Source organism: uncultured Marixanthomonas sp., from assembly GCF_963974425.1.
GTDB lineage: Bacteria > Bacteroidota > Bacteroidia > Flavobacteriales > Flavobacteriaceae > Marixanthomonas.
This window is the reverse complement of sequence record NZ_CAXBCK010000020.1, coordinates 38533-62476: the sequence shown is the minus strand read 5'-3', so window position 1 is coordinate 62476 and position 23944 is coordinate 38533. Positions and strand designations below refer to the sequence as shown.

Below are 23944 nucleotides of genomic sequence, written 5' to 3'. Positions count from 1 at the left end.
TATTTCATTGAGCGGGGTTTCGGCTTCGAGAAAATCTTCACAGCCCACTAGAAAAATACCTGCCATACAGATACCAAGGATATATATGCGTTTTCTTTTTGATGTTATTAAATTATGTGCTTTCATAATACCTGTTTTTTAAAGTTGAAGTTGTATGCCCAAGACAATCCTCCTTAAAGAGGGTATGTACCCTCTTGTTTGTTCTGGGTCTGCGCCCTTATAGTTAGTAAGAGTGAGCAGGTTCTGTCCCTTTAGGGAAACCATGCAAGAATTGACATGGCTTTTGCTTATTGGCACTTTATATGAGAGGTGCAAGGATTTTAGTCGGATAAAGGAAGCGTCGGATACTGCGCCACTGCTTTGGCTAAATTGCGAATAAGCCAAAAGTGCCCCACTATTTGCGCCAGTTGTAAATTGTTGTATATCGCCAGTATCTCCTGTTTGTTGCCAATGGTTCAACACCCCTATGGGTTGATTGAACATGGTACCGGGGGCGATATTGGTATTGAATTGATTGTACCCTTCTTTCTTAACGAATTGAAAGAGAAGGTCAAGGCCCCAATTTTTATATTGTATGCTATTGGAAAGCCCGCCATACAGCTTAGGGGTCAGGTCAGCGATATATTGACGGTCCTCAATAGGGGTGATCTGACCGTCACCGTTGTAGTCTTCAAATTCAAACAATCCAGTTTGGGGGTTGACCCCTTTTAGGTTATAGAGCTTTGCTATCGATAAGGGCTGACCAATGACAAACCGGTTGGCATACGTAGAGCTTTCGAGGTTGGGGAATTTGACCAATTTGTTTTTAGGGATGGTAAGGTTTATCGAAGTGTTCCAAAAGAAGTTTTCAGTTTGTACAATGATCTTGGTTGTTTCAACCTCCCAACCTGTGTTCTGTACGACGGCATCCAGGTTGGACAAGATTGAGGAAAAACCTGTCGTAGTGGGCAGGGTATAATTGATAAGTTGATTGCCAGAGCGGTTACGGTAATAATTGGCAGCCAACAAGAGACTGTTCTTGAACAGCTCTAATTCAATGGCAATTTCTGCTTTTCTGTTTTCTTCCCATTTAAAGTTGGGGTTGAACAACCTGGCAGGTTCTAGGGCAATATTGCCATTATAGGTGTTGTCACCAATTATATAGGACTGTAGGTATTGATAATCCCCAATTTGATCGTTGCCCGTAATACCGTAACTGCCCCTAACCTTACCCATATTGAGCCAAGGCCAATCAAGGTCTTTTGAAAATAACCATGCCGCCCCCATGGCACCAAAATTGCCATATTTGTTCCCGGGGCCAAAACGGCTGGAACCGTCCCGCCTGGCCGTTAGGTTAAAGTAAATTTTATTCTTTAGGCTATAGTTGATCCTTGAAAAAAATGATTGATAGCTATAGACCTGTTCATTCTCATTCAATCCCAACAGTGTTGTTGCCGAACTGAGGTTATTGATAAACTGGTTATTTGGGAACCCTATCCCTATAAACGCTTGCTGCCCATTTGTGCTTTTTTGATGTGTGGCCCCGAAAAGTATCTTGAGTTCTCCATTTTTAAATTTCTTTTTCCACTCCAGTTGTGGCTCTACACTAAAATAGTCGTTCTTACCAGTATTTTGAAAAAGTTGTGAGACGCTACTGTCCAACCCAAAAGCGGGGTCGTAAATTGTATGGGGGTTACTATACCCCTCTTCTATGGTTGTGACATTGTACCCTAAATTTAATTTGGCCTCTAGATTGGATATGGGCGCATAGGTAAGTACCGCAGTTGACAACAAGGTGTTTGTATTATTGTTGTAGACTGCCTGTAAGGCTGCCAAGGGGTTTGTCCATGTGCTGTTTTCCCAATTAAGCTCACCATTCTCGTTATAGAGTGCGGGTGCATTGGGGGGAAGGTATATGGCATCGAAGGTCAGGTCTTTCTTGGGGAGCTTGTTGTCCTGAACTGTATATCCCGCATTGAACTGTAACCGGAAGCGGTTGTCTTTACTGACGTGGGTAATGTTTGAATTAACGTTTAAACGGCTGTAGTTAAAATTGCCCGGAAAAACAGTGGTCTCCTTTTGGTAGTTACCGGATACCAAAAAATGTGTCTGTTCACTGCCCCCGGCCATACTGGCATGGATGTTTTGGCTGTGTGCCGTACCGCCTATAAGTTGCTCTTGCCAATCTGTGTATCGGGTTTGGCTCCAAGTGCCATTTACATCGTATGCTGTTTCGGGATACTCCATGATGCCATCATTGCTGAAGGCTTCCCTGCGCATTTGTAAGTACTCTGGGGTGTTGAGCAGTTTTGCCTTGCGGGTAATGTGGGCGATGCCCGTACTGCTATTGATCGTGAATTTTACCTTGCCCTCTACCCCCTTTTTGGTAGTGATCAACACTACACCGTTTGCCCCGCGGGAACCATATATCGCTGTGGCGTCTGCATCTTTGAGCACTTCGATGCTTTGAATGTTTGCAGGGTTTATAGCATTTAATGGACTGACATCGCCCCTAGGGAAAATTTCAACAGATACATTTATATTGCTTAGCGTATTGGAGCCGTAGGGAACCCCATCAATGATATACAGCGGTTCGTTACCGGCAAAAATACTGTTTTGGCCCCGTATTCGTACCGAAAAACCACTACCGGGCACACCAGAGTTTTCTACGATGTTGACACCGGCCATCCTTCCCTGCATAGCCCCTAACGGGTTGTCAACCACTTGGTCTTCTATATTGGAAGAGGTTAGCTTGGTAATGCTCCCTGTTTTTTCAGCATTGGTAACAGTATAATACCCAGCATTGAGCACAACTTGATCGAGAGCTGTGGCATCTTCATATAATTGAACGTTGATGATTGTTTTATTACCAACTAGCTTATTGACAGGCTTAAAGCCTAAAAAAGAAAACACCAAGGTGTCTTGAGAAGTTGCCAATAATTCCCAGCTTCCATCTACCTGGGTGGTGGTGCCCCTGTTTTTATTTTTTATAAGGACATTGACGCCTGGTAATGGGTTGTTCTCTATATCTGTGACCGTTCCTGAAACAAGTTTATTGGTTACTTGAGCTATAGGGTAAATGGTGACCGTAAAAAAAACAATTATGGACAAAGAGACCCTTACCACAAGGGTTGGCTTGTAGTTATTTTTCATACTTTTGTATTGATTGGATTAGACAATAATTTAATTAGGGCCTTTTACACTATGCGCAACAGGGTGTGGAGGCCTTTTTTAATGGTATTAATTATAAGCTTTTATCATAGGCAGGTTTAATTGGTTAGTTGCAACACTAAATAGCATAGAAAAGAAGGTGCTTTGAAGAAAATTGAAAGAAAATTTTGTGCCGAGCCAAATACAAAAAGGCGCAGGTCTCAACTTATCTGACTTGGGGTACTGGTTACCTTGCACACAGATAAGAGAGCCCACGCCCGGGTCGTGAGCAAACTTACTTATCCTCTCGCGTGCTAAAAATTACCAGTTTTCAAGTCGAGGTTCAAAGCAATTGCTTCTAAAATTTTTGCTTATAGAAGAATCACAAATATATGTTATTGAGACAAATATAGTGATATTATTTAAATATTGGGATATATCCCAATATAATATTAGACAAATTCTATGAAATTGTTTCAAAACTGTGTAGCAATGGATATCAAGAGTGAAGTATTAAAGGAAATTGGGGGAAAAATTATTGAACATAGAAAAAGAAATAAGCAAACTCAAGAAGATATCAGTTTTTTTACAGGAATTGAAGTTTCTGAAATAAGTAGATATGAAAAAGGAAAGATAAATCTAACGATTAGTACGCTTTTAAAATTTTCACAAGCGTTAAATATTCATCCAAAAGAACTATTTAATTTTGACTTAAATAAGCACAAAATTGATTTGTAAAATCAATCAATATTTTAAATCAGTTACTATATAATACCTTTCTAATAGTTTACCTTCTTGAAAAGCCACAAGGTTGACAATTTTATTTTGAGTAACACTATATTCTACCTCTACAAAAAACTTGAACAGTGAATACATGGAATAGCGCTTTTCCTCTTTTATATAGTAATCAACGAAATAACCTTTTGTAAACACCAAATTATGCTGCTCGTCGCTTTCCAAGTTATTATATTGCTCTAAGGTATAGGTCATATTTTTTTAATAAACAGAACTTAAAACTACACATTTTAAATATTCTTTTCTATTTTTATAAAGACAGAAGTACAATCCCTTTTCCCTAAGCGCTTCTATATTATTTGCATGTTAGATTTCTTTTAAGCCTTGAAACATATAAAAAATTTAATAGATAGCCTTTTCGATGTTTTCTTTCCTAAGGACGCTGCTGAGGAATGGAACGATGATATGGATGATCCTATGTGGGTAAAGGTTGGCTTTTTTATATTTATTATTATATTGATAATATTATTTGTAATGTTATATTATTAGAAATATGAACGTACTAAATGTGAAAAAATAGCTCTTAACGGGCCAAATGGATAGATTAAAAAGAAAGAAGTGTTCATATAAACAAGTTAGCACAAGTATGAAAAAAAACTACATCATAACATTTATCTTTCTGTTTTTAATTCAAGTTGGTTACTCTCAAGACTACGAAATTAAAACAGAAACCAAACAACTCATCGAAAGTAGAAGTATTTATTTGAATGGAGGTCTGAATGCAACTTTTGGCGGACAATCGAGAACCTATTTGCAAGTAGATTTACCACCAAATACAGTCAAATGGTATTACAGTTTTTCAACTAAAAAAGGTAAAAGCGGAACACAAAATCTGAATTTAGCTATACAATTAACCGGTATGATGTCTGACCCAAGCGGAATAACATCGAGTACTTTATCCGCTATAAAAGTGCCGGATGGTGTGGCTTCTGCCAACATTTATTTATGTGACCGACCGAACATCGATAAATTTTTATCTAAAAAAGACTTGTATGGAGGAAGTTATTCCTACAATATGGAAGGTTCTGCTCAAAGCACAAAACAAGCTGTAGTGGAAATCGACGACATCAGAACAGGAACCGTTTATTTAGGTTTAAAAAATCCGAGTACAAATAATGGAGTAAACATAAGTATCGAGGTTGTTGCTATAACAGAAAAACGAGTGCCAATTGTAAAGTCTGACAGTCAACAAAAAGCCGAACTTTATGGCGGTTTGGGATGGACGAATTTTGAGAATGGCAATTATGAAAAATGCATTGAATTTTGCGATAAAGCAAATTCAGAATATGAGTTAGGCTGGGTACTTGCCAATAAAGGTTTAGCTCAACTTATGACAGATAAAGAAAGTGAAGCGATGGAAACTTATATCGAGGCAATTACATTAATTAAAAAACAACCAAATCCAGGTTATGTTTTTGGCGAGATGATTAAGGACATCGACAATGCGAAAAATTTAAAGCCAAACTTAAATGGTGCTGACGAAATTAAACAACTGATTGAAATGCAACGTGGATAAATACGTGTGCTAACAATGTATCCTATGAAAAAGAAAATGGGAAAAGAAGAAAAATCGCTTTCGAAAGCTGTAGAAGATGAACTTTTGAAGCCTTTACTTGATATAATTGTAAATTATGCAGAAATAGGTCTTGATAATTTTATTGATAATGAAATTGTTTCTGAAGCACCTATTGTCAAAACACTTTTTGTATTTGCGAAACCAGGGGTAATAGTTAAAGATTTTTCTTTCTTACAAAGGTTTCAATCTTTGCATCCTTGACCGCAGTTGTAGTAAAGTACATTTTCATTAAGGCAGGCTTGAAGGTTTTGGTTTTCTCAATTTCTTCAAGGATTTCTTTTTTGGTCAGTTGCTTTTGTGAATTGCAGTCTTTTCTTTTGTATTGAGTGTCTTAGTATGAATCTTCCCCTTTAGGTATACCAGAAATATCAATGCCAGATTGATTTTGTCCATTGCGGCCATTCATTGTGATTTCCGGACAATCCCATATTTCGCCCCAAAGTTTTTTACAGAGTCTTTCAAAGTCTTTCCAGTTGTCAGGAGGGGGTAAGGATTGGGAAATTTTCATACACAGCTATTTTTATACAAAAATATCAGTATTCCATTAGAATTCCTGCTCAATGGAAAATATTTTGCTTTAAAGCCCTTATACTGGAAAATATTTGACAAGATTATCAGTTTAAGACTTTTAACGGAAAGTATTAATCTACCTATAATGGAAAATATTTTGCATTAAACACTTTATATTGGAAAATATTTTGCATTTTTGTAATTAAATTAATTTATGATGGAAAATAATAGCCCAATACATCTACAAGAAATTATTTATGGTTCGCCAGATTCTGTAACCTCCCGCAGAATATCGAAGTGGGAGGATGACGGTAATGTGCGTAAAATCGCTTCAAGAATCTATACGTCAAATTTTGAAGACACCCCAGAAGACATCATCCAACGGAATATATTTCCCATTCTCGGCAACCTATATTCAGGAGCCGTACTAAGTCATCGCTCTGCATTTGAATTTGCTCCCACAGCAAGCGGTCAAGTTTTTGTAACCTACAAATACACCAAAAAAATAAAACTTCCTGGCATTACAATTCGCTTTATGAAAGGAGCAGGAGCTATTGAGGGCGATACTTCATTTTCGGGTGATTTAATGGTGTCACAACAGGAACGGGCATTGCTTGAAAACCTGCAGGTTTCCCGACAAACAGGTGCCGATTCCAAAACACTTGCTTACCCGCAAATAGAAGAAAAACTTGAACAGATTATCCGTGTCAATGGCGAGGATGAACTAAACGCCGTGCGTGACCGTGCGCGTGAAATAGCTGAAGAGCTGGGGATGCACAAAGAGTTTGAAAGACTCAATAAGATTATTAGTGCACTATTAGCCACAAGGTCAGCAAAGGAACTTAAATCGCCTGTAGCTGCTGCCAGAGCAGTAGGATTGCCTTATGACCCTGCACGAGTAAAATTGTTTGAACTCCTTTTTAGGGAACTGAGGCAACAGGAGTTTAAGAACAGGGAAGAACAAAATACCACGACCCAAGCATATCGCAATTTTGCTTTTTACGAAAGTTATTTTTCCAATTACATAGAGGGAACTGTATTTGAAATTGACACTGCAAAACAAATCATTGCTACTCAGCAACCACTGCCAGCCCGCAATGAAGATTCCCACGATGTTTTGGGCACCTATCAGTTGGTTTCCAATAGACAGGAAATGAAAATAGTTCCATATTCGGGCGAGAACCTGCTCGACATCTTACAGTATCGTCACGAGATATTATTGAGTGCGAGAACAGATAAAAATCCGGGTAAATTTAAAAACAAAAACAATCAAGCTGGTAATACCTCTTTCGTGGCAATGGAACTGGTACGAGGAACGCTACTGCAAAGTTTTGATTTTTACAAGGCACTTGTGCATCCTTTTGCAAAAGCGGCTTATATAATGTTTGTGGTAAGTGAGGCACACCCCTTCTTGGACGGGAATGGCCGTATGGCACGAGTGATGATGAATGCAGAACTATCCAGTGCTGGTCACACAAAAATAATTATACCCACCGTCTATAGAGAAGATTATTTGGGTGCACTACGTAGGCTGACCAGGAATAACGACCCAAAAGTATATATACGAATGCTTGATCGTGCCCAGGCCTTTAGCCACACCCTTGATGCTGCAGAAATGCAAGAGGTGGAAGCTGCATTACAAAAAAGTAATGCTTTTAAAGAAAGTAATGAGGGAGTATTGAAAATAATTAAGTAGTAAAAATGTGAATACAATTAATATACTTCTGATAAATAAGATACGGCTATGGCCAGGGTTCCCATAGTCAGAACCCAAAGTATAATGTAAATTTTGACTTTCAAATTAAAATTAGCAATTTCATCATCGAATTCAGAATCATTGTTTAAAATTCTTTCAATATCATTTTTATTCAAAACATCCAAATTTTTTGCTTTTACATTTTCGTATCTTTTTTCTACTCTATTTTTTAAAGAAACCACCACCCATACTGTATATGCTAAATAGATAAATGATATACCTAATAAAGCAAAGAATATTATAGTAGCATCAGTTGTAAAAATATTTTCAAATTCGCTTTTCATCAAAGTTCTAAGAACAAAAACAGATATGAAAAATGACAGGTATAGAAAATTACTTTTTTGATAGTTTTGACTTAACTCTTGAAGACTACTCCTAATTTCTTGAAGTATATCTGTTAGGTCATTATTTACCTTTGCTCTAACTTCAAGATATTTAGCGACATTTTCCTTTAGGTATATTTTATGCGCAGAAAGAATAGATTGAAAAACTTTGTCTGAAATAACTAAGTTTTCGTTGTCAATTTCTAGGGACAATATATTTCTGGTAATACCCAGTTTATCTGCGATATTTGCATTTTCACTATAGACCCACGCAGTAATATCTGCATAAGTGTCGTAATCTTTATTTAAATTAGAAACGTCTATTTGACTTTTTAAAAACTTATATCCTTTCAATTGAAAATTTAAGATGTTTTTGTCAAGATAAGAGGTGTCAAAAAGAGCGGTGAATGAAAATAAGTTTTGTAGTTTTCTTAAATGGATAATAAGAATTTCACCATAATTTGAAGCATTTAGAATTTTGAAATCTGTTCCAATAAAAGGATATTTTGTGTTCTGATTGAAATTAAAATGTTCCAAATGAGTCTTAGGTAAATCGGTCACTGCATTGGAGTCATTAACTCTAATTCTTTTAGAAAAAATATGTGCAGATGATTTGTCAATATAGTTGAAATTAATAAATCCAAAATCTATAATGCGATTTGATAAAGTATTTAATAATTCTATTGTAGTCCGAGAGTTAAGCCAATTTTCAAAGGAATCATTATTATAGACATTTACAGTTGCTGTGTTACTACTTTTATATATTTCTAATTTCAATCCCAACAAATCGTCCTCAAGAAGCTGAATTTGATTAAATTCTTTTATAAAGTCAGTAGTAAATTTTGAGTTACAACTTGAGATTGTTTCACCATTTAATAAAAGAAAAAAAGTCCAATCATCTTTATAAGAATTTAGAAATTCTTCTAATTTATTAAAATCACTAATGGGGGATTTATTTACAATATTTAAAGAAAATGTAGCCTTATTAAAATCATCAACAACTATACATTTGGAACCTTCAAGCTTTACGACGGACTCTAATATTTTGTTTAAATTATTCATTATCTTTTCGAAGAAACTCTCTATAAACTTTTTCGCTATCGGTTAAAATCTGTAAATACATTTGGCCGCTTTCCGTCTTTCCTGACCTTAATGTTTTTCTGAAATTAGGAATTTCAGTTTTTAAAAGGAGGTCAATTGATTCCGACACCTTTACTTTTTCCCTCATCCTTTTTTTTATATGTCTTTTAGAAATATTAAATGTTTGATCAAAATCCAGCTTATTAGGCAATGATCTTATTTTAGCAACTAAAGTTTCTATTTTAAGACTATTGTCTTCTGGTTCATAATTTGAAAAAAGAGATTTAATAAAGTCTTCAACTTCAAAAATTTTATTGTTTCGGAAATATCCAACAAAACTATTTCTCAAAATCTGATAATCTGCGGGATGTTTTTTTCTAATATTATTGAAAACACGATTGTCAAAATGTTCCATTGATTTTTCCGTGTTATGAGCATCTGTATGCTTTGCCTCAAGTTCTAAAAATTCTCTCCACCAATATTTTGATAGATTGGCATCAAGTACATCTACTTCTTCATCAATCTGTCCATGGTCAAGTCGAATAAGCGCCGCTTTGAAAATTTTCTTATTCCATGGTAAACCACTTCGAACAGTTAGAGAGTTTTCGTCTAAAAATTCTGTATGATCTGCTTTACAGATAATTATACTTTCATTACCATCAATCTCAATATACGCCTGAAATAAACTTCCTTTGAGTATTTCTACTTTGAGCTTTTTATTTTTTAAATGCTCTTGAGCCTCTTTTTCTTTATTCATTAACCGTTTAGCAGCCAGCATTATAGAATTGTCACGATCATTATTAGAAATAATATCTTCTAAAACGTTTCTTATTTCAGATTTCGAGCTAGTAAATAAATATTGTCTTCTTTTAGGGCTTTCTGTAATTTCTGTAAATAATTTATCAGTATATTCTTTAAGCGACTCACTATGATCAATTTTCACTTTTTTAATTGAAGAATTGCTATGGTTTATATGATTGAGAGATGCGTACTTAATATTCATATTTTATCTTTTAAATAAAAATAACATTTTATTAGTCAAAAGTTCAATAAATTAATTAGGAATATATACCATCATTGGTATCCAACACGGATGTCCACAGTCAATTGCTTCTTTTACCGTAGTATTTGCATTAATATTCAACGTTCTTCGCTAAAGCTGATTAGAAATTATTCTGGAATCTGAAAAGAAGGTTAACTTTTAAAATTCACAACACTATCTAGCGCATCGTCTGCATCCCTATTGATGAAGTTTGCCTGATAATTCAACGTGGTTTTTAAATCACTATGACGATAGAGTTTTTGTAGCATCAAAGGATGAATTCTATCTCCGGCAATATTCCCGAAACTGTGGCGAGCAATGTGATTTGATAAATTTTTATCAATATCACATTGCTTGGCTATTTTTTTAAGATACTTATTAAATAGCCTAGTAGCATTTCTGGTCTTAACAAAAACATCCTCTTTATCTTTAGAATTCACCTCCTTCAAGAATGGAAACACATAGCCATTATTTTCTGACTGGTTGTTTTTGTAAAATTTTAGAATAGCAGCAGCCTTTTCAGGAACTTTAAGACTGAGCGGCTTTTCATTTTTATTCATTATATAATAAAGCCGGTTGTCTTTAAAATCTGTCCATCTTAATTTGACTACATCAGAAATACGTATTCCGGCAAAGTAAAAAGAAATTAACCAAACATTATGCGTGTTCCAAATAGAAGTATTTTTTTTAAGTTTCAGAGCTTCAATTTTTTCGACTTCTTGAATGGTCAAACCTATTTTGTTTCCAGAACCTATGTGTATTTTCTCTTTTTTACCTGCAAAAGGATAAAATTTGGATGATACAATTCCATCTTTAATCGCGATATTAAAAAGAGTTCTAATAAATATAAGTTGGTTGGTGATTGTTCGGGTTTTTTGATTCAAATAAACTGAACAAAAAGTTTTAAACCTCCCCAAAAAAGCTTCGTTAATATCTCGGAATTTTAATTTCTTGTTTTTTTTGAAATGATCAATGCCATCTTCAAATGAATATTCAGCTTTTCTCGCTTTACTTATTCGCTCTTTTCTTCGTTCTTTAATCGCTTTTATGTTTGCATTTTTGGAAAGGGACATTTTAAGGTTTAAGAACTCTTCCAAATTGTAAAGTATGGATAACTCTGGTTTTGCGACAGAAAAAGTACCGCGGTCGTATTTACTTTGTATGCGTTCGGCCGCAACTGTAAAAAAAGATTTAGATCCGCCTGGTCCTTTTAACTTTTGTTTTACCTGTTTTGGAGTTATATTTTCAACTTTGGTGTCAAAGTAAATATCATTAGCCTCGGTAAGTTTTTTCATCAAAAAATTATTTAATTTTTTGAAGTTAGAATGGGTTCTTTTTACTCTCCCCACAACTTTATCCCAATCCTTTTCAAGCACATAGTGTCCAGTAAATTTATAGTTTGTTTTATAATTTTCACTAATTCTTAAAGCGAGTGGAGCAGTACCATCTTTCCTTTCTTTATTTTTACGACGAACAATCTTAATACTAGCCATAACATTCTCTTTACTTGTAGTGTATAAAGATAGTTAAAAAATAAAAAGGGGTACAGAATAGGTACAGAATAATTTGATTATAAATAGTTTTGTTCAATAACAAAAAAAATTAAATCATTGATAATCATACATTTTATAATGTTTTGTGGAATATCTACACATCTTACCTCTAAGCTCATAACCCGAAGGTCACTGGTTCGAGTCCAGTTCCCGCTACTAAGAAAAAGCCTTTCATTTCTGAAAGGCTTTTTTTATTAAGCTAAAGCATCTCCTTAATTACTTTTTCAACCATTCTAAAGCTTTATCTGCTTCGTCTAAAGCAAATCCTTTCATACTAATCCCAGGAAGAATTTTACTTTCTATTTCGGCAAGCTTATGCACCCATTTTCTATCTGTGACAATGGCATATTTCTCTACGTTTCCTAAGGCACCAAAATCTACTTTTAAACCTTCGGTAAAGGCTTTAAAGCTATCAAAGCCATCAAAATCTTTATAGGTTGCTAGAAGGTTTATTTTACCTTCATGCTTTTTATTTTTAAGTATATTATATAGTGCGGTCATTCCGCCTTCATCTATTTTTCCATCTATCGTGAAGGAATAGATATTAGTCCCCTTAATATTTTTTATATCCAATTTTGAAAGATACTCGTCCTCTTTATAGGTTTTTACATCGTCCTTTTCTAACCAAGCAATGGCCTTTTTACGTTCATCAAGGTCAAATTGTTTCATCGGTATTCCTGGTGTTAGAAAATTTCCTGTCGGCAATAAAGTCTCTACCCATTCCTTACCTGATAAGATTGCATACTTCCCTATATTACGAACAGCTTTCACTTTCATCTTTAAAGTAGAACTGAATGCTTTAAAATCTTTAAACCCAGGAAACTCATTAATAGTACCGAGCAATTTCATTTTTTGATGCTGTTCTGCTTTTAACTCTAAAAGCTTATAAAACTCCTCAACACTTTCTTTATCAATATCTCCATCTATAGAGAATTCAAAAATAACTGTGCCTTCTATTTTTTCAAGTTTTAACATAGTTTATATTTTAGAAATTTAATTATTAGATTAATAAAATTAAAACACCCCTTTAAACATAGTAGTTAATAAAGTAATAAAAAGGTACAATTTATTTCTTTTTACCAGCAAAAGGGTCAATAGAAAATCCTACTTGAAAACACCCTGTTGCTTCTTGTTCATTTTTATAGATAAAATCGCTTGTTGGCTCGCCCTTTTCAGTTAAACGGTTACTAATAAAGTTTTGTAACCCTCCTTGAAAAGTACCTATCAAATAATTACTGAAACGGTGTTCGTAGATTATACCAGATTTTATTTCCAATTGACTGTACTCAAATACATCGGCAAAGCCTGGACTATCCACATTTACATAAAAACCAGTAGATCCAAAGGTACTTCCTATAGAAAACCGACCATTTTCACCTATTGGTCTTCTTAACAACAAACGCTGCGGAAGTATAAAATCTACTTCCCATTTAGAGTTTTTAAACCTGTGGTTGTACGTAAATGTTGGGAAAAATGGAATTTGTGACGTCGGATCTATAAAAACAATAGCCCCCAAAGTTATCGTGGTACGCTCTGTTCTTTTTAAAATAAAAGAAAGACCTGCCAATCCTTTTAATCGTTCTACACCTTCGTCATTACCATCCACGATTAAGGAAGCATTGTAAATAACCGGTTTTTTAAAGAGGGTTGAAAAATAAGTGGAACTAACTGCGACGGAAAAATTATGAAAATTAACAATCCCATTTTGTTCAAATACACTAATACCTGTCGTTTCAATATCATCAAACTCAAATTCACTAAATTGATAGTTTAACGAACCCATTACTCCCCATTTTCTAGTTTTATAGATAGGAATGTTTGCCGAAGCATTAAAGTTGCGCTGTGTTTTTATTTCTCCGTCTTGAAAACCTTCTTCAAAAAGCTCTGATGTAAAATCACGGCTTAGACTCTGGCCGTATTCAAAATTTAGTATTCGGGTACGCGGAAACTTTTCTTTAATTCCCTGCGTTGCTTTTTGTTGAAGCGAATCTGTAGACTGCTGTTGTGTGCCTTCTCTATCTTGGCTAAAAACAGGTGCAAAAGCAGTGATCAAAAAAGCTACGATAAGTAGTGTTGGTTTGTTCATTTAGTGTTTTTAAAAATTTCTATTTTAGTCTGATAAGGTTTCTTGAAATATATACAGCTGTAGTTAGCTTAACGCTAAGTATGTCTGCTATATTTTTGTAATTTCAATGTTAACTTTAATGGTTTAATCTTCTTTTTTGGATTGTTGAAGTTGGTCTTTAAGTTCGTTTAATTGGTTTTCTTTAAAAACCATCGTCCTGTGCGGAAATGGAATGGAAATCCCTTCTCTATCAAATCGTTTTTTAATGCTTTCGTACAAGTCACACTTCATTTGAAAAGCATCGGTAAAATTACTTGCCCAGGCCCAGGCATGTAATGTAACAGCCGAATCACCAAGTGATATAACTCGCACAGCTACTTTTTTTTCATTATTGTATTTGTCTAGTTCGCTTCGGTTATCTATTAAATTAGTGTGATCTTCACATTCCTCTCGCATAATGTGCTTTGCCAAATCGATATCGCTATCGTAGGAGATTCCAATTTCTATCCACTGGCAGCACATACGGTCGCCTAAATCATAATTAATCAGTTTCTCTTTATTGATTACCGAATTGGGGATGACAATCATCTTGTTTTCGTAATTTCTGATAATGGTGTGGCGCAAGGTAATATCGGTTACCGTTCCTACCATCGTTTCATCAAGTTTAATGATATCGCCTATTTTAAATGGTTTGAACGAAATGATAAACAATCCTCCGACGAGATTTGACAAAGCTTCTTGCGAAGCAACTCCCGCAACTACAGCAAGCACTCCAGCACCACCTAATGCGGTAGCGGCAAAGCTGCGCATAGACTCAAACGCAATTAGAATTAATAAACCCCCAATAAAATATACCCCAAATACGGCTATGTATTGTAAAAATTTATAACTAGTCGTATCTTGGTTAGCAACTGTTTTCTCCTTAATTTTTCTTAAAAACCAAGTTTGCACCACCGATGCTGCCACCAAAGTGATAACAGCGACAATACCTAGATACAAAACTAGAATAAAGTTTTTTCTAGCAATTTTGTGTTGTTCTTCATCTATAAATATAAAAGCCAGTGCCATTATACCTAAAACTATCCAAAGCGCATTCAGGATTTTTTGAATTAAGTGTATTGTAGTGGGTTCTTCTCCGTGGTGTTTTTTTCGGAAACGTTTTTCTAACCAATTGTGAAATAATTTGGTTAAAAACCGTAAAAGTAATACAACAACTACAACAGCAATTGCGTAAAGAATTGCTACTTTATAGGTGGTCAAAAACTCTATCATTGGAGGATATTTTCTTCAATATTATAAGCATAAACCGCATTCCAGTTATATGACAGTAATGTTTTTGTAAATTGTTTTTTTATGGAAGGAAGCACTTTAAAGACAATTTCCATATCTGGAGTCTCTGATAGAGCATCAATAAAAAGTAACAATCTTTCTAAATCTGATTCAGAGCAATTTTTAACAATACTCACTTCGAGTTTTGGTTTATTACTTGCAATATAATAGAACATATTATTCTTTTAGTTAAAATAAAAATGTTTAGTTCTGAAATAAAAGAACTATTGTGAATAAAAAAAGAGTTACTTTTTTTCCCAGTTATCAATAATTTTTTTTGCCTCCTCACTATAATAGTCTATAAACTGAGTCAACTCTTTTACTTTAGTATTATAATCCTTTGTTTTAGGTGTTCTCTCTGCTAGGATTGCTTTCATAACTTTATTGTATTCCCTAAATCCATCTAGATTTTTTCTGAAAGAATCCTGCCATTGATCCATTCGAGAGAAAAAATAACGTTTACGTTCTCCCAACTTTGTTCGGTAACCAATATAGTTTATAGTCAATAAATTATTAATCGCATTACTAGTGGCACTTTTACTTAAAGAAAGAATTTTTCTAATTTCATCGAAGGTAAGCTCTTCTTGATCAATTACTGTTAACAGTGCATTTACCCTAGCAGATGCAGGAGATAGTCCAAATTGTTCTTGAATAACCCCATAGGCCTCCAATAATTCTTTTTGCTTTTCTGTTAATTGAATCTTTTCCATAGTGCTTTTGCAAATATAGTATCTTTTATAGTTCTTTTAGTAAAGAACCATAAAATTACAAGTTGCTACTAGTTATATCTATGACTAGCTTTATTTTCTTCTTAATGAAAAGCACTAGAATTATAAAAAAATGCTTTAGAAATAAACGCTAAAAGTAAACTTCCCAATGGCAAGATTAAGCATATATCACTAAATACGAGGGGTTCAGGTTTAAAAAACCTTAATTATCCTCTTTATTTAAATAACCCGTCGTACCTCTACAAACGCATTATTCCAATAGTTTTCATCGAGTGAAGAAACTATTACACCTCTGGAAGTTGTTGAGTGTATAAATTTTACCACCCCTCTTTTTGATTCTACGACGAGCCCCACATGGTTAATAACCTTACGAGTTTTATTGGTTTGAAAAAACAACAAATCTCCCTCTTCTGCATTACGGAGTGAAATTCGTTTTCCTTGTTTGGCCATGTCCCTAGACACTCTAGGCAAACCAATGTTTTCATTTTTAAAAGAAGTATAGACCAACCCTGAACAATCCATTCCTTTTTTTGTCGTTCCGCCAAATTTATACCGCGTGCCTTGAAATGTTTTAGCATAGGCAATAATTTTATTTACCTTTTTAGGGGCAACAGATTTTTTAACATGGTCAGGAGCAGTTTTAGCTGTACTATTAGTACTAGTTACCCTAGTGGTAGTAGGACGAGTTATCTTTTTTTGTTTTGTTACATTTCGGGAACTTCCGCAGGATACCAACAGAACGGCAAAGAATGAAAGTAAAAGAAATCTTTTCATAAATGAGTTGGTTTGAATAAATATAACTAATTTTTTGAAGTTTTATTTTTTGTTTCAGCAACTATTAATTGGGCGGTTTTTTCACTGGCCCCCTTACCTCCTAGTTTTTTTTCAAGATCATAATACTCTAAAAATAGGACAGCACGATTGTATTCATCTAAAATTTGTGTCAATTCCTCTTTTAAACCTTTAGTGGTGAAATCTGTTTGTATCAACTCGGTTACTGCTGGCTTATCCAAAATTAAATTCACCAAGGATATGTAATTCAAATTAATAACTCGTTTTGCAATTTCATAAGAAATCCTACTTCCTTTATAACAAACCACTTGTGGCACTTTAAACAAAGCAGTCTCGAGTGTAGCCGTACCTGAAGTTACTAAAGCAGCGTGTGAAATACTTAACAAGTCGTACGTTTTGTTTAGCAATAAGTGTACGTTTTGTTTTTTTAAGAACGGCTCATAAAAGGAAGCTTCTTGACTGGGCGCACCAGCAATTACAAATTGAAATTCGGTAAAATCTTCAACCACACTAAGCATAATCTTTAGCATCTTTGATATTTCCTGCTTTCTACTCCCGGGCAATAAAGCTATTATTGGCCTATTATCTAACCCATGCTCTTTCTTAAAAATACTGGGCTCTACTTGTTCGAGCTGAGCTATTGCATCTATTAATGGGTGACCGACAAAGTGAACTGGAAACCCGTGCTTTTTTTCGTAAAACTCTTTTTCAAAAGGAAGAATTACGTACATAAAATCTACATCACGCTTAATACTCTTTATGCGGTTTTCTTTCCAAGCCCATATTTGGGGAGAAATATAATAATGTGTTGGTATACCTTTTTGTTTCGCCCATTTTGCAATACGAAGATTAAACCCTGGATAATCAATAAATATAATGGCATCGGGTTGATAGGCTTCAATGTCTTTTTTACAAAAAGAAATATTTTTTAAGATGGTACGAAGATTAAAAACAACCTCTATAAACCCCATGAAAGCGAGATCACGGTAATGTTTTACCTGTTTTCCGCCAACTTCTTCCATTAAATCACCACCCCAAAACCGAAAGTCAGCTTGCGGGTCTTGTGCCTTAAGCGCTTTCATTAAGTTAGCCCCGTGTAAATCTCCGGATGCTTCGCCTGCTATGAGGTAATATTTCATGGTTTTTAATACTTCAGAAAAATATCTTCAAAACAAAAATAGGGCTTTAAATGCAACTTTTGGGAATAGGTATTATATTTTGATTTCAGAACGGATAGTTCAGCTACATTTATTGCTGTTAAAGGAATTTTGAAATCAAAATAATCAAAGCTGCTAAAACAGTCGCTAAAACCACTCCCCTTGCCCGATATACTTTGTTTTTCTTCAGAAAAATAAAAAAGGCACATAAGTTTAAAATAGCGCCCAATGCAATAATATTGCCTAACACATCTTGCTCAATGGCATATTGGATGGTTTTCTCCAATGTTTCTTTTGAAAAGAAGTAAATGTACAAATAGCTTCCCGCTGCATTTGCCACTAACCCAATGAGAAAGCCTATTAATATTTCTTTGGTCATTTTGTTCATGACAGTTTCCAGGTGTTTAAATCTTTAATTGCGTGATGTGCTGTAAGATCAAATTGAACGGGAACGACGGAAACATAGCCGTTTGCCAATGCCCATTCATCGGTATCTTCGCCTTTATCTTCATTTACAAATTCACCTGTAAGCCAATAATACTCGCGCCCCAACGGGTTTACACGTTTATCAAACTGTTCTTCCCAATGCGCATTGGCCTGCCTGCACACCTTTATCCCTTTGATTTCTTTTTCGGTTAATTTTGGAAAATTTACGTTCAAAACCACACCTTTTGGCAATCCATTTTTTAAAGTTTGCTTGGCAATTTTTTTGATAAACTTTTTAGTAGGTTCAAAATCGGCTTCCAAAGAATAATCCAACAACGAAAAGCCTACTGAGGGGATTCCTAAGGTACCGGCTTCAACCGCAGCACTCATCGTTCCGCTATAAATTACGTTAATTGATGAGTTACTTCCATGGTTTACACCACTAACGCATAAGTCTGGTTTTCGTTTTAAAATTTCGTTGACAGCTAACTTTACACAATCTACAGGCGTACCACTACTACTGTATTCTTTTTGAGGCTCCTTTTCGTTCACTTTTACAGTATCACAATACAAGGTATCGTTTATTGTAATAGCATGTCCCATTCCACTTTGTGGTGAATCTGGGGCAACTACACAAACATCGCCTATTGTATTCATAACTTCAATAAGCGCCCGTATTCCGGGAGCTGTTATACCATCATCGTTTGTAACTAAAATAAGTGGTTTCTTCTTTGTCATAATTTTTTTTCTGAACGTAAAAATACAATTTTACTGTTGGGTTTACTTTAAGAAACCATTTCATTTTTATGAAAAAGCACTAGGCTTCATATTTCAGAAGAACCTACAAAACCAATTGAATGTATAATAACATTGCAACCCGAATGCAATTTTCGTAATTTTGATAAAACAATCCCTTTTCAAAAAATAGCATGCGAAAAATACAAATGGTCGATCTTAAAGGCCAATACCAAGAAATTAAAAATCAAGTAAACCAATCTGTTTTAGATGTAATTGAATCCACTGCTTTTATCAATGGCCCAGAAGTTCATCAATTTCAGAAAGAACTAGAGGAATATCTAGATGTGAAGCATGTAATTCCTTGTGCCAATGGCACCGATGCGCTTCAAATTGCAATGATGGGACTTGGTTTACAGCCCGGCGACGAAGTGATCACTGCCGATTTCACCTTTGCGGCCACCGTAGAGGTTATCGCTTTATTAGGTTTAACTCCTGTTTTGGTAGATGTGGACCCTGTTAGTTTTAATATTGATGTCGAAGCCATAAAAAAAGCTATTACCCCAAAAACTAAGGCCATTGTTCCTGTTCATTTATTTGGTCTTGCGGCCAATATGGACGAAATTATGGAGCTTGCCGAAGATAACAACCTGTATGTAATTGAAGATAATGCTCAAGCTATAGGAGGTACGTATACTTCAAAAGACGGAACAAAAACAAAAACGGGAGCAATTGGACACGTAGGTTCTACATCTTTTTTCCCTTCTAAAAACCTAGGATGTTATGGTGATGGCGGTGCTATTTTTACCAATGATGATGATTTAGCACATACCATTCGTGGGATTGTAAATCACGGTATGTATGTTCGCTATCATCACGATGTAGTTGGAGTTAATTCGCGCTTAGACTCTATACAAGCTGCTATTTTAAGAGCTAAACTACCCAAACTTGACACCTACAATGCAGCACGACGAAATGCGGCCAGAAAATACTCAAAAGCCTTAAAAGGCATTCAAAATATAATTATTCCTACTGGATATTGCGAAGCTGAAAACTCTGTTTGCGATGTATGTGATTGTCATGTTTTCCACCAATACACCCTTCGCATTTTAAACACCGATAGAGATGCTCTAGTGAGCCATTTAAATGAACATGGAATTCCGTGTGGGGTTTATTACCCTATTCCGCTTCACCTTCAAAAAGCCTATAAAGACGAGCGCTACAAGGAGGCAGATTTCCCTGTTACTAATCAATTGATAAAAGAAGTTATTTCTTTACCAATGCATACTGAGCTAGATGACGAGCAAATAGAATTTATCACTAAAACGATTATCAACTTTGTAACAAACTCATGAAAAAAATACTTGTTACAGGCGGCTTAGGCTATATAGGTTCTCATACCGTTGTTGAATTGCAGCAGGCCGGATTTAAAGTGGTTGTTATAGACAACTTAGCAAATTCCTCTTTAGATGTTTTAGGCGGCATAACAACTATTACAGATCAAGCACCTATTTTTGAACGATTGGACCTTCGGGACAAAGCCGATGTAATCGATTTTTTTAAAACGCATAACGATTTAGATGGCGTTATCCATTTTGCTGCTAGCAAAGCTGTAGGCGAAAGCGTGGAAAACCCGTTATTATATTATGAAAACAATTTGAACACACTTGTTTATTTATTACAGGAGTGTAAAGCTCACAGTATTAATAACATTATTTTCAGCTCTTCTTGCACTGTTTATGGTGAACCCGATTCGTTACCTATTACTGAAACGGCATCAATAAAAAAAGCAATGTCTCCCTACGGAAATACCAAACAAATAAGTGAAGAAATTTTGTTTGATACGTGTTACATTTCTGAAATGAAATCAATTGCCTTGCGCTATTTTAATCCTATAGGTGCTCACGAAAGTGCCGAAATAGGCGAACTACCCATTGGAGTACCTCAAAACTTAGTGCCCTTTATTACCCAAACTGCAGCTGGAATAAGAGAACAATTATCCGTTTTTGGGGATGATTACGATACTTCTGACGGAAGCTGTATAAGGGACTATATCCATGTGGTCGATTTAGCCAAAGCGCATCTAATTGCTATGCAACGATTACTTTCAGAAAAAAATACTAGCGATTTTGAAGTTTTCAATATTGGAACTGGAGAAGGAAGTTCCGTTTTTAAAGTAATAAAAACTTTTGAGAAGGTATCAGGAGAAAAACTTAACTATAAAGTAGTAGATAGACGCCCAGGAGATGTTACAGCTGTCTATGCCGATACCAAAAAAGCTAATGAAGTATTGGGCTGGGAAGCCGAAAAATCACTGGAAAATGCTTTGGCTTCAGCCTGGAAGTGGGAACAGAAAGTTCGCAGCAAAAAGTGACTTAAATACCGTTTTAAATAGACATATAAAAAATACACCTTATGAAAAACTTCTACGTAGTACTTGCAATTCTTTTTATTTCCTTCGGAGGCCTTGCGCAAAAAACTTATTTGCACTGTGGAAAATTAGTTGATGTTAAAAAAGGAGAAGTACTGAATGACAAGACCATCATCGTTTCAGGTAGCAAAATTGAAGCTATTAAAAATGGTTTTATAAGCCCTAAAAACAAAAACGATAAAATTATCGATTTAAAAAATAAGACGGTATTACCCGGTTTAATCGATATGCATGTTCATCTAGAGGGCGAAACTAGCCCAAACAACTACTTAAAACCCTTTACATTAAACGAAGCTGATGTAGCATTCAATGCAGCAGGATATGCAAAAAAAACATTAATGGCCGGATTTACAACCGTACGCGATCTAGGGGGTAGCGGAGTAAATGTTGCTCTTCGCAATGCTATAAACAATGGTAAAACTGTAGGACCAAGAATATTTACAGCAGAAAAATCACTGGCTACAACAGGTGGTCATGCCGACCCAACAAATGGTCGTAAGCGAGATTTAATGGGTAACCCAGGCCCTAAAGAAGGTGTTGTTAACAGTGTTGAAGATGCTAAAAAAGCAGTGCGACAACGCTATAAAAATGGAGCTGATTGGATAAAAATCACAGCTACTGGGGGAGTTTTAAGTGTTGCCAAGAATAGTAAAAACCCTCAGTTTACAGAAGAGGAGATTAAAGCCATTGTAACCACTGCAAAAGATTATGACATGCAAGTGGCCGCTCATGCACATGGTGATGAAGGGATGCAACGTGCCATTCGGGCCGGAGTGAAAACCATCGAACATGGAACCTTAATGAGCAGTGAAACCATGGAATTGATGAAACAGAATAATGCCTATTTAGTACCTACAATATCTGCAGGTAAATATGTAGCAGAAAAAGCAAAAGTAAAAGGCTATTACCCGGCTATTATTGTTCCAAAAGCTTTAGAAATTGGATCTCAAATTCAAGATATGTTTGGTAGAGCACTTAAAAAAGGAGTTAATATTGCCTTTGGCACCGATGCTGGGGTGTTTCCTCATGGAGAAAACGGCAAAGAGTTTGGTTATATGGTCGAGGCAGGAATGTCACCTATGAAAGCGCTGCAGTCTGCCACGCTTACTAATGCAAAGTTATTGGGCCAAGAAAACAGTATAGGACAATTACAAATAGGTTATATAGCCGATATTATAGCTGTAAACGAAAATCCAGTCGAAAACATAGAAACGATGGAAAACACTGTCTTTATTATGAAAGAAGGCATTATATACAAGGATTAACCAAGGTTTAACGAAGAATTTTTGCATAAAACGCTAAGTCTTTGTTTCTTTGTACTCTAACTTTAAAACAAAGTGATGAAATTAGTTTCAGTGAAACGAAAAACAAAGAGTGAAAAACGATTTACCGAAAAGATGGGTATGTTCACCGCTAAAGTGGTGTATGTAAAGAAAAGGTTTTTAAATATACCTTTTAAAACCATACACAAATACCGGGAAACGTATTACGGTAAAGTAAAAGACTGTGAAGACTGTCAAATAACAGCTTAGCATTTATATAAAATAAACAAAGTAAAAACCCTCCAAATTGGAGGGTTTTTTATATAACTAATATTTTGCAAACTGTATTTTAATAGTTCCAAAGATCAATTTCCATATTACGGACTTTCTCTTCAATTCTATCAGACTCTAATAATTGCATTAAAGCATTATCATTTATGTAATCACGAACACCACGGTCTCCTTGCACATTGTCTTCTTTATAAATCACACTTTCAAAACGTCTTGAGTTTAACAAGTGATCGTAAGAAATTGGCTGAGACGTGTTTTTGCGGTTAAAAGCCTTAGCATTATGTAATGCCTCTCTCGCACCAGGAAACCACACCCAAAACAACTCAACCTTACTATCAATATTGTCATCTGGAAAAGCTTTAGAACGCGCTTCGTTTGCAACTGGACATATACCTAACATACGGTATTTTAATTCACCTTGACGTTTGTCAATATACCAAAGTCCACGAATACGCCACTCTTCTAAATCACCTGCGTCTAGTGTAAATTTACGTATGTATTGCTCATCTACTACTCCTTCAGAGTTAAATTGCTCAATACCAAGATCTGTAGTATCACTATATACCAAAGATGCTCCTAAATCATCAAGTGTTCTCTTTTCAGTAAAATAAGAGTCAGCATATACATCTTCTATTTCACCATTTTTAATGGCAGTAACTAATACGTCGTACAAAGACCTACGGTCTGAACCAATGTTATTGGTATCAATTGGGTAATATAATGGAAAGTTTACCCGTTCGTCAAGGTCAATTATTTCCCATACAGCTTTGGACCATAACACATCGCGCTCATCCACATAACCATAAGGTAAAGGTTCATCATTGTCATAGGCAATTTGAGCCTCCGTCTTCTTACCTATATCATCCGGGGTATCAGCATTCAATATGTTTACCTGTGCTGTTGCACCAAAACATAATAGAAGGCCAAAAATCGCCGTAATAACATTTTTATTGTTCATAGTCTT

At 35.3% G+C, this 23944-nt stretch carries 23 protein-coding genes; 8 read left to right on the top strand and 15 right to left on the bottom strand.

Annotated elements, in window-relative coordinates:
• Positions 1–138: 138 nt before the first annotated feature.
• Complete coding sequence (locus tag AACZ92_RS07650) at positions 139–3090, bottom strand: SusC/RagA family TonB-linked outer membrane protein (protein ID WP_339699280.1); 2952 nt, start codon at positions 3088–3090, stop codon at positions 139–141.
• A 531-nt stretch (positions 3091–3621) separates the two neighbouring features.
• Between AACZ92_RS07650 and AACZ92_RS07645 the strand changes: the two genes are divergently transcribed.
• On the top strand, positions 3622–3867 hold the full coding sequence (locus tag AACZ92_RS07645; RefSeq protein ID WP_339699277.1) for a helix-turn-helix transcriptional regulator: 246 nt from the start codon (positions 3622–3624) through the stop codon (positions 3865–3867).
• 6 nt (positions 3868–3873) lie between these two features.
• On the opposite strand, the gene AACZ92_RS07640 is transcribed toward AACZ92_RS07645, so the two are convergent.
• Positions 3874–4119: a hypothetical protein gene (locus AACZ92_RS07640; RefSeq protein ID WP_339699274.1), complete on the bottom strand. Its 246-nt coding sequence runs from the start codon at positions 4117–4119 to the stop codon at positions 3874–3876.
• 391 nt (positions 4120–4510) lie between these two features.
• Here AACZ92_RS07640 and AACZ92_RS07635 point away from each other — a divergent pair, with 391 nt between their 5' ends.
• Together AACZ92_RS07635 and AACZ92_RS07630 are read left to right on the top strand one after the other, a co-directional pair.
• A complete protein-coding gene (locus AACZ92_RS07635) occupies positions 4511–5440 on the top strand; it encodes a hypothetical protein (protein WP_339699271.1) in 930 nt (309 codons plus the stop codon).
• Positions 5441–5464: 24 nt separating this feature from the next.
• Positions 5465–5701 (top strand): hypothetical protein, encoded by a 237-nt coding sequence (locus AACZ92_RS07630; protein WP_339699269.1) that lies wholly within the window; start codon positions 5465–5467, stop codon positions 5699–5701.
• Between the two features lie 130 nt (positions 5702–5831).
• Here the strand turns inward: AACZ92_RS07630 and AACZ92_RS07625 are convergent, their stop codons facing one another.
• Positions 5832–6008 (bottom strand): hypothetical protein, encoded by a 177-nt coding sequence (locus AACZ92_RS07625; RefSeq protein WP_339699267.1) that lies wholly within the window; start codon positions 6006–6008, stop codon positions 5832–5834.
• A gap of 318 nt (positions 6009–6326) precedes the next feature.
• On the opposite strand from AACZ92_RS07625, the gene AACZ92_RS07620 reads away from it, so the two are divergent.
• Complete coding sequence (locus AACZ92_RS07620; RefSeq protein WP_339699265.1) at positions 6327–7706, top strand: Fic family protein; 1380 nt, start codon at positions 6327–6329, stop codon at positions 7704–7706.
• A 17-nt stretch (positions 7707–7723) separates the two neighbouring features.
• On the opposite strand, the gene AACZ92_RS07615 is transcribed toward AACZ92_RS07620, so the two are convergent.
• The 11 genes from AACZ92_RS07615 to surE form a co-directional block, all read right to left on the bottom strand.
• Entirely contained in the window at positions 7724–9151 is a 1428-nt protein-coding gene (locus tag AACZ92_RS07615) for a hypothetical protein (protein WP_339699262.1), read from the bottom strand.
• Entirely contained in the window at positions 9144–10172 is a 1029-nt protein-coding gene (locus tag AACZ92_RS07610) for a hypothetical protein (protein WP_339699259.1), read from the bottom strand. Before AACZ92_RS07610 ends, AACZ92_RS07615 begins: the two co-directional genes overlap by 8 nt.
• Positions 10173–10363: 191 nt before the next feature.
• Positions 10364–11704, bottom strand: a complete 1341-nt coding sequence (locus AACZ92_RS07605; protein ID WP_339699255.1) for a tyrosine-type recombinase/integrase — start codon at positions 11702–11704, stop codon at positions 10364–10366.
• Positions 11705–11980: 276 nt separating this feature from the next.
• Positions 11981–12739, bottom strand: a complete 759-nt coding sequence (locus tag AACZ92_RS07600; RefSeq protein ID WP_339699252.1) for an STAS/SEC14 domain-containing protein — start codon at positions 12737–12739, stop codon at positions 11981–11983.
• 91 nt (positions 12740–12830) lie between these two features.
• Entirely contained in the window at positions 12831–13850 is a 1020-nt protein-coding gene (locus AACZ92_RS07595) for a hypothetical protein (protein ID WP_339699249.1), read from the bottom strand.
• A 123-nt stretch (positions 13851–13973) separates the two neighbouring features.
• Complete coding sequence (locus tag AACZ92_RS07590; RefSeq protein ID WP_339699246.1) at positions 13974–15101, bottom strand: mechanosensitive ion channel family protein; 1128 nt, start codon at positions 15099–15101, stop codon at positions 13974–13976.
• Between the two features lie 302 nt (positions 15102–15403).
• The gene (locus AACZ92_RS07585; protein WP_339699243.1) at positions 15404–15868 is read right to left on the bottom strand and encodes a MarR family transcriptional regulator; all 465 of its coding nucleotides are present in this window, start codon (positions 15866–15868) and stop codon (positions 15404–15406) included.
• Positions 15869–16105: 237 nt separating this feature from the next.
• Positions 16106–16660 (bottom strand): C40 family peptidase, encoded by a 555-nt coding sequence (locus AACZ92_RS07580; RefSeq protein ID WP_339699240.1) that lies wholly within the window; start codon positions 16658–16660, stop codon positions 16106–16108.
• 26 nt (positions 16661–16686) lie between these two features.
• Complete coding sequence (gene lpxB / locus AACZ92_RS07575; protein ID WP_339699237.1) at positions 16687–17817, bottom strand: lipid-A-disaccharide synthase; 1131 nt, start codon at positions 17815–17817, stop codon at positions 16687–16689.
• A gap of 118 nt (positions 17818–17935) precedes the next feature.
• Positions 17936–18223, bottom strand: a complete 288-nt coding sequence (locus AACZ92_RS07570) for a hypothetical protein (RefSeq protein ID WP_339699234.1) — start codon at positions 18221–18223, stop codon at positions 17936–17938.
• The gene (gene surE / locus AACZ92_RS07565) at positions 18220–18999 is read right to left on the bottom strand and encodes a 5'/3'-nucleotidase SurE (protein ID WP_339699231.1); all 780 of its coding nucleotides are present in this window, start codon (positions 18997–18999) and stop codon (positions 18220–18222) included. Before surE ends, AACZ92_RS07570 begins: the two co-directional genes overlap by 4 nt.
• A 191-nt stretch (positions 19000–19190) precedes the next feature.
• On the opposite strand from surE, the gene AACZ92_RS07560 reads away from it, so the two are divergent.
• From AACZ92_RS07560 to AACZ92_RS07545, 4 genes are all read left to right on the top strand, one after another.
• Complete coding sequence (locus AACZ92_RS07560) at positions 19191–20351, top strand: DegT/DnrJ/EryC1/StrS family aminotransferase (protein ID WP_339699229.1); 1161 nt, start codon at positions 19191–19193, stop codon at positions 20349–20351.
• Positions 20348–21370: a UDP-glucose 4-epimerase GalE gene (gene galE, locus AACZ92_RS07555; RefSeq protein WP_339699226.1), complete on the top strand. Its 1023-nt coding sequence runs from the start codon at positions 20348–20350 to the stop codon at positions 21368–21370. Before AACZ92_RS07560 ends, galE begins: the two co-directional genes overlap by 4 nt.
• A gap of 41 nt (positions 21371–21411) precedes the next feature.
• Positions 21412–22692 carry an amidohydrolase family protein gene (locus AACZ92_RS07550; RefSeq protein WP_339699223.1) on the top strand — a complete coding sequence of 427 codons (1281 nt, stop codon included), beginning with the start codon at positions 21412–21414 and terminating at the stop codon, positions 22690–22692.
• 75 nt (positions 22693–22767) lie between these two features.
• Positions 22768–22959, top strand: a complete 192-nt coding sequence (locus tag AACZ92_RS07545; RefSeq protein WP_117158745.1) for a hypothetical protein — start codon at positions 22768–22770, stop codon at positions 22957–22959.
• A gap of 79 nt (positions 22960–23038) precedes the next feature.
• Here AACZ92_RS07545 and gldN read toward each other — a convergent pair whose 3' ends face one another.
• On the bottom strand, positions 23039–23938 hold the full coding sequence (gldN, locus tag AACZ92_RS07540; RefSeq protein ID WP_339699218.1) for a gliding motility protein GldN: 900 nt from the start codon (positions 23936–23938) through the stop codon (positions 23039–23041).
• Positions 23939–23944: the final 6 nt, after the last annotated feature.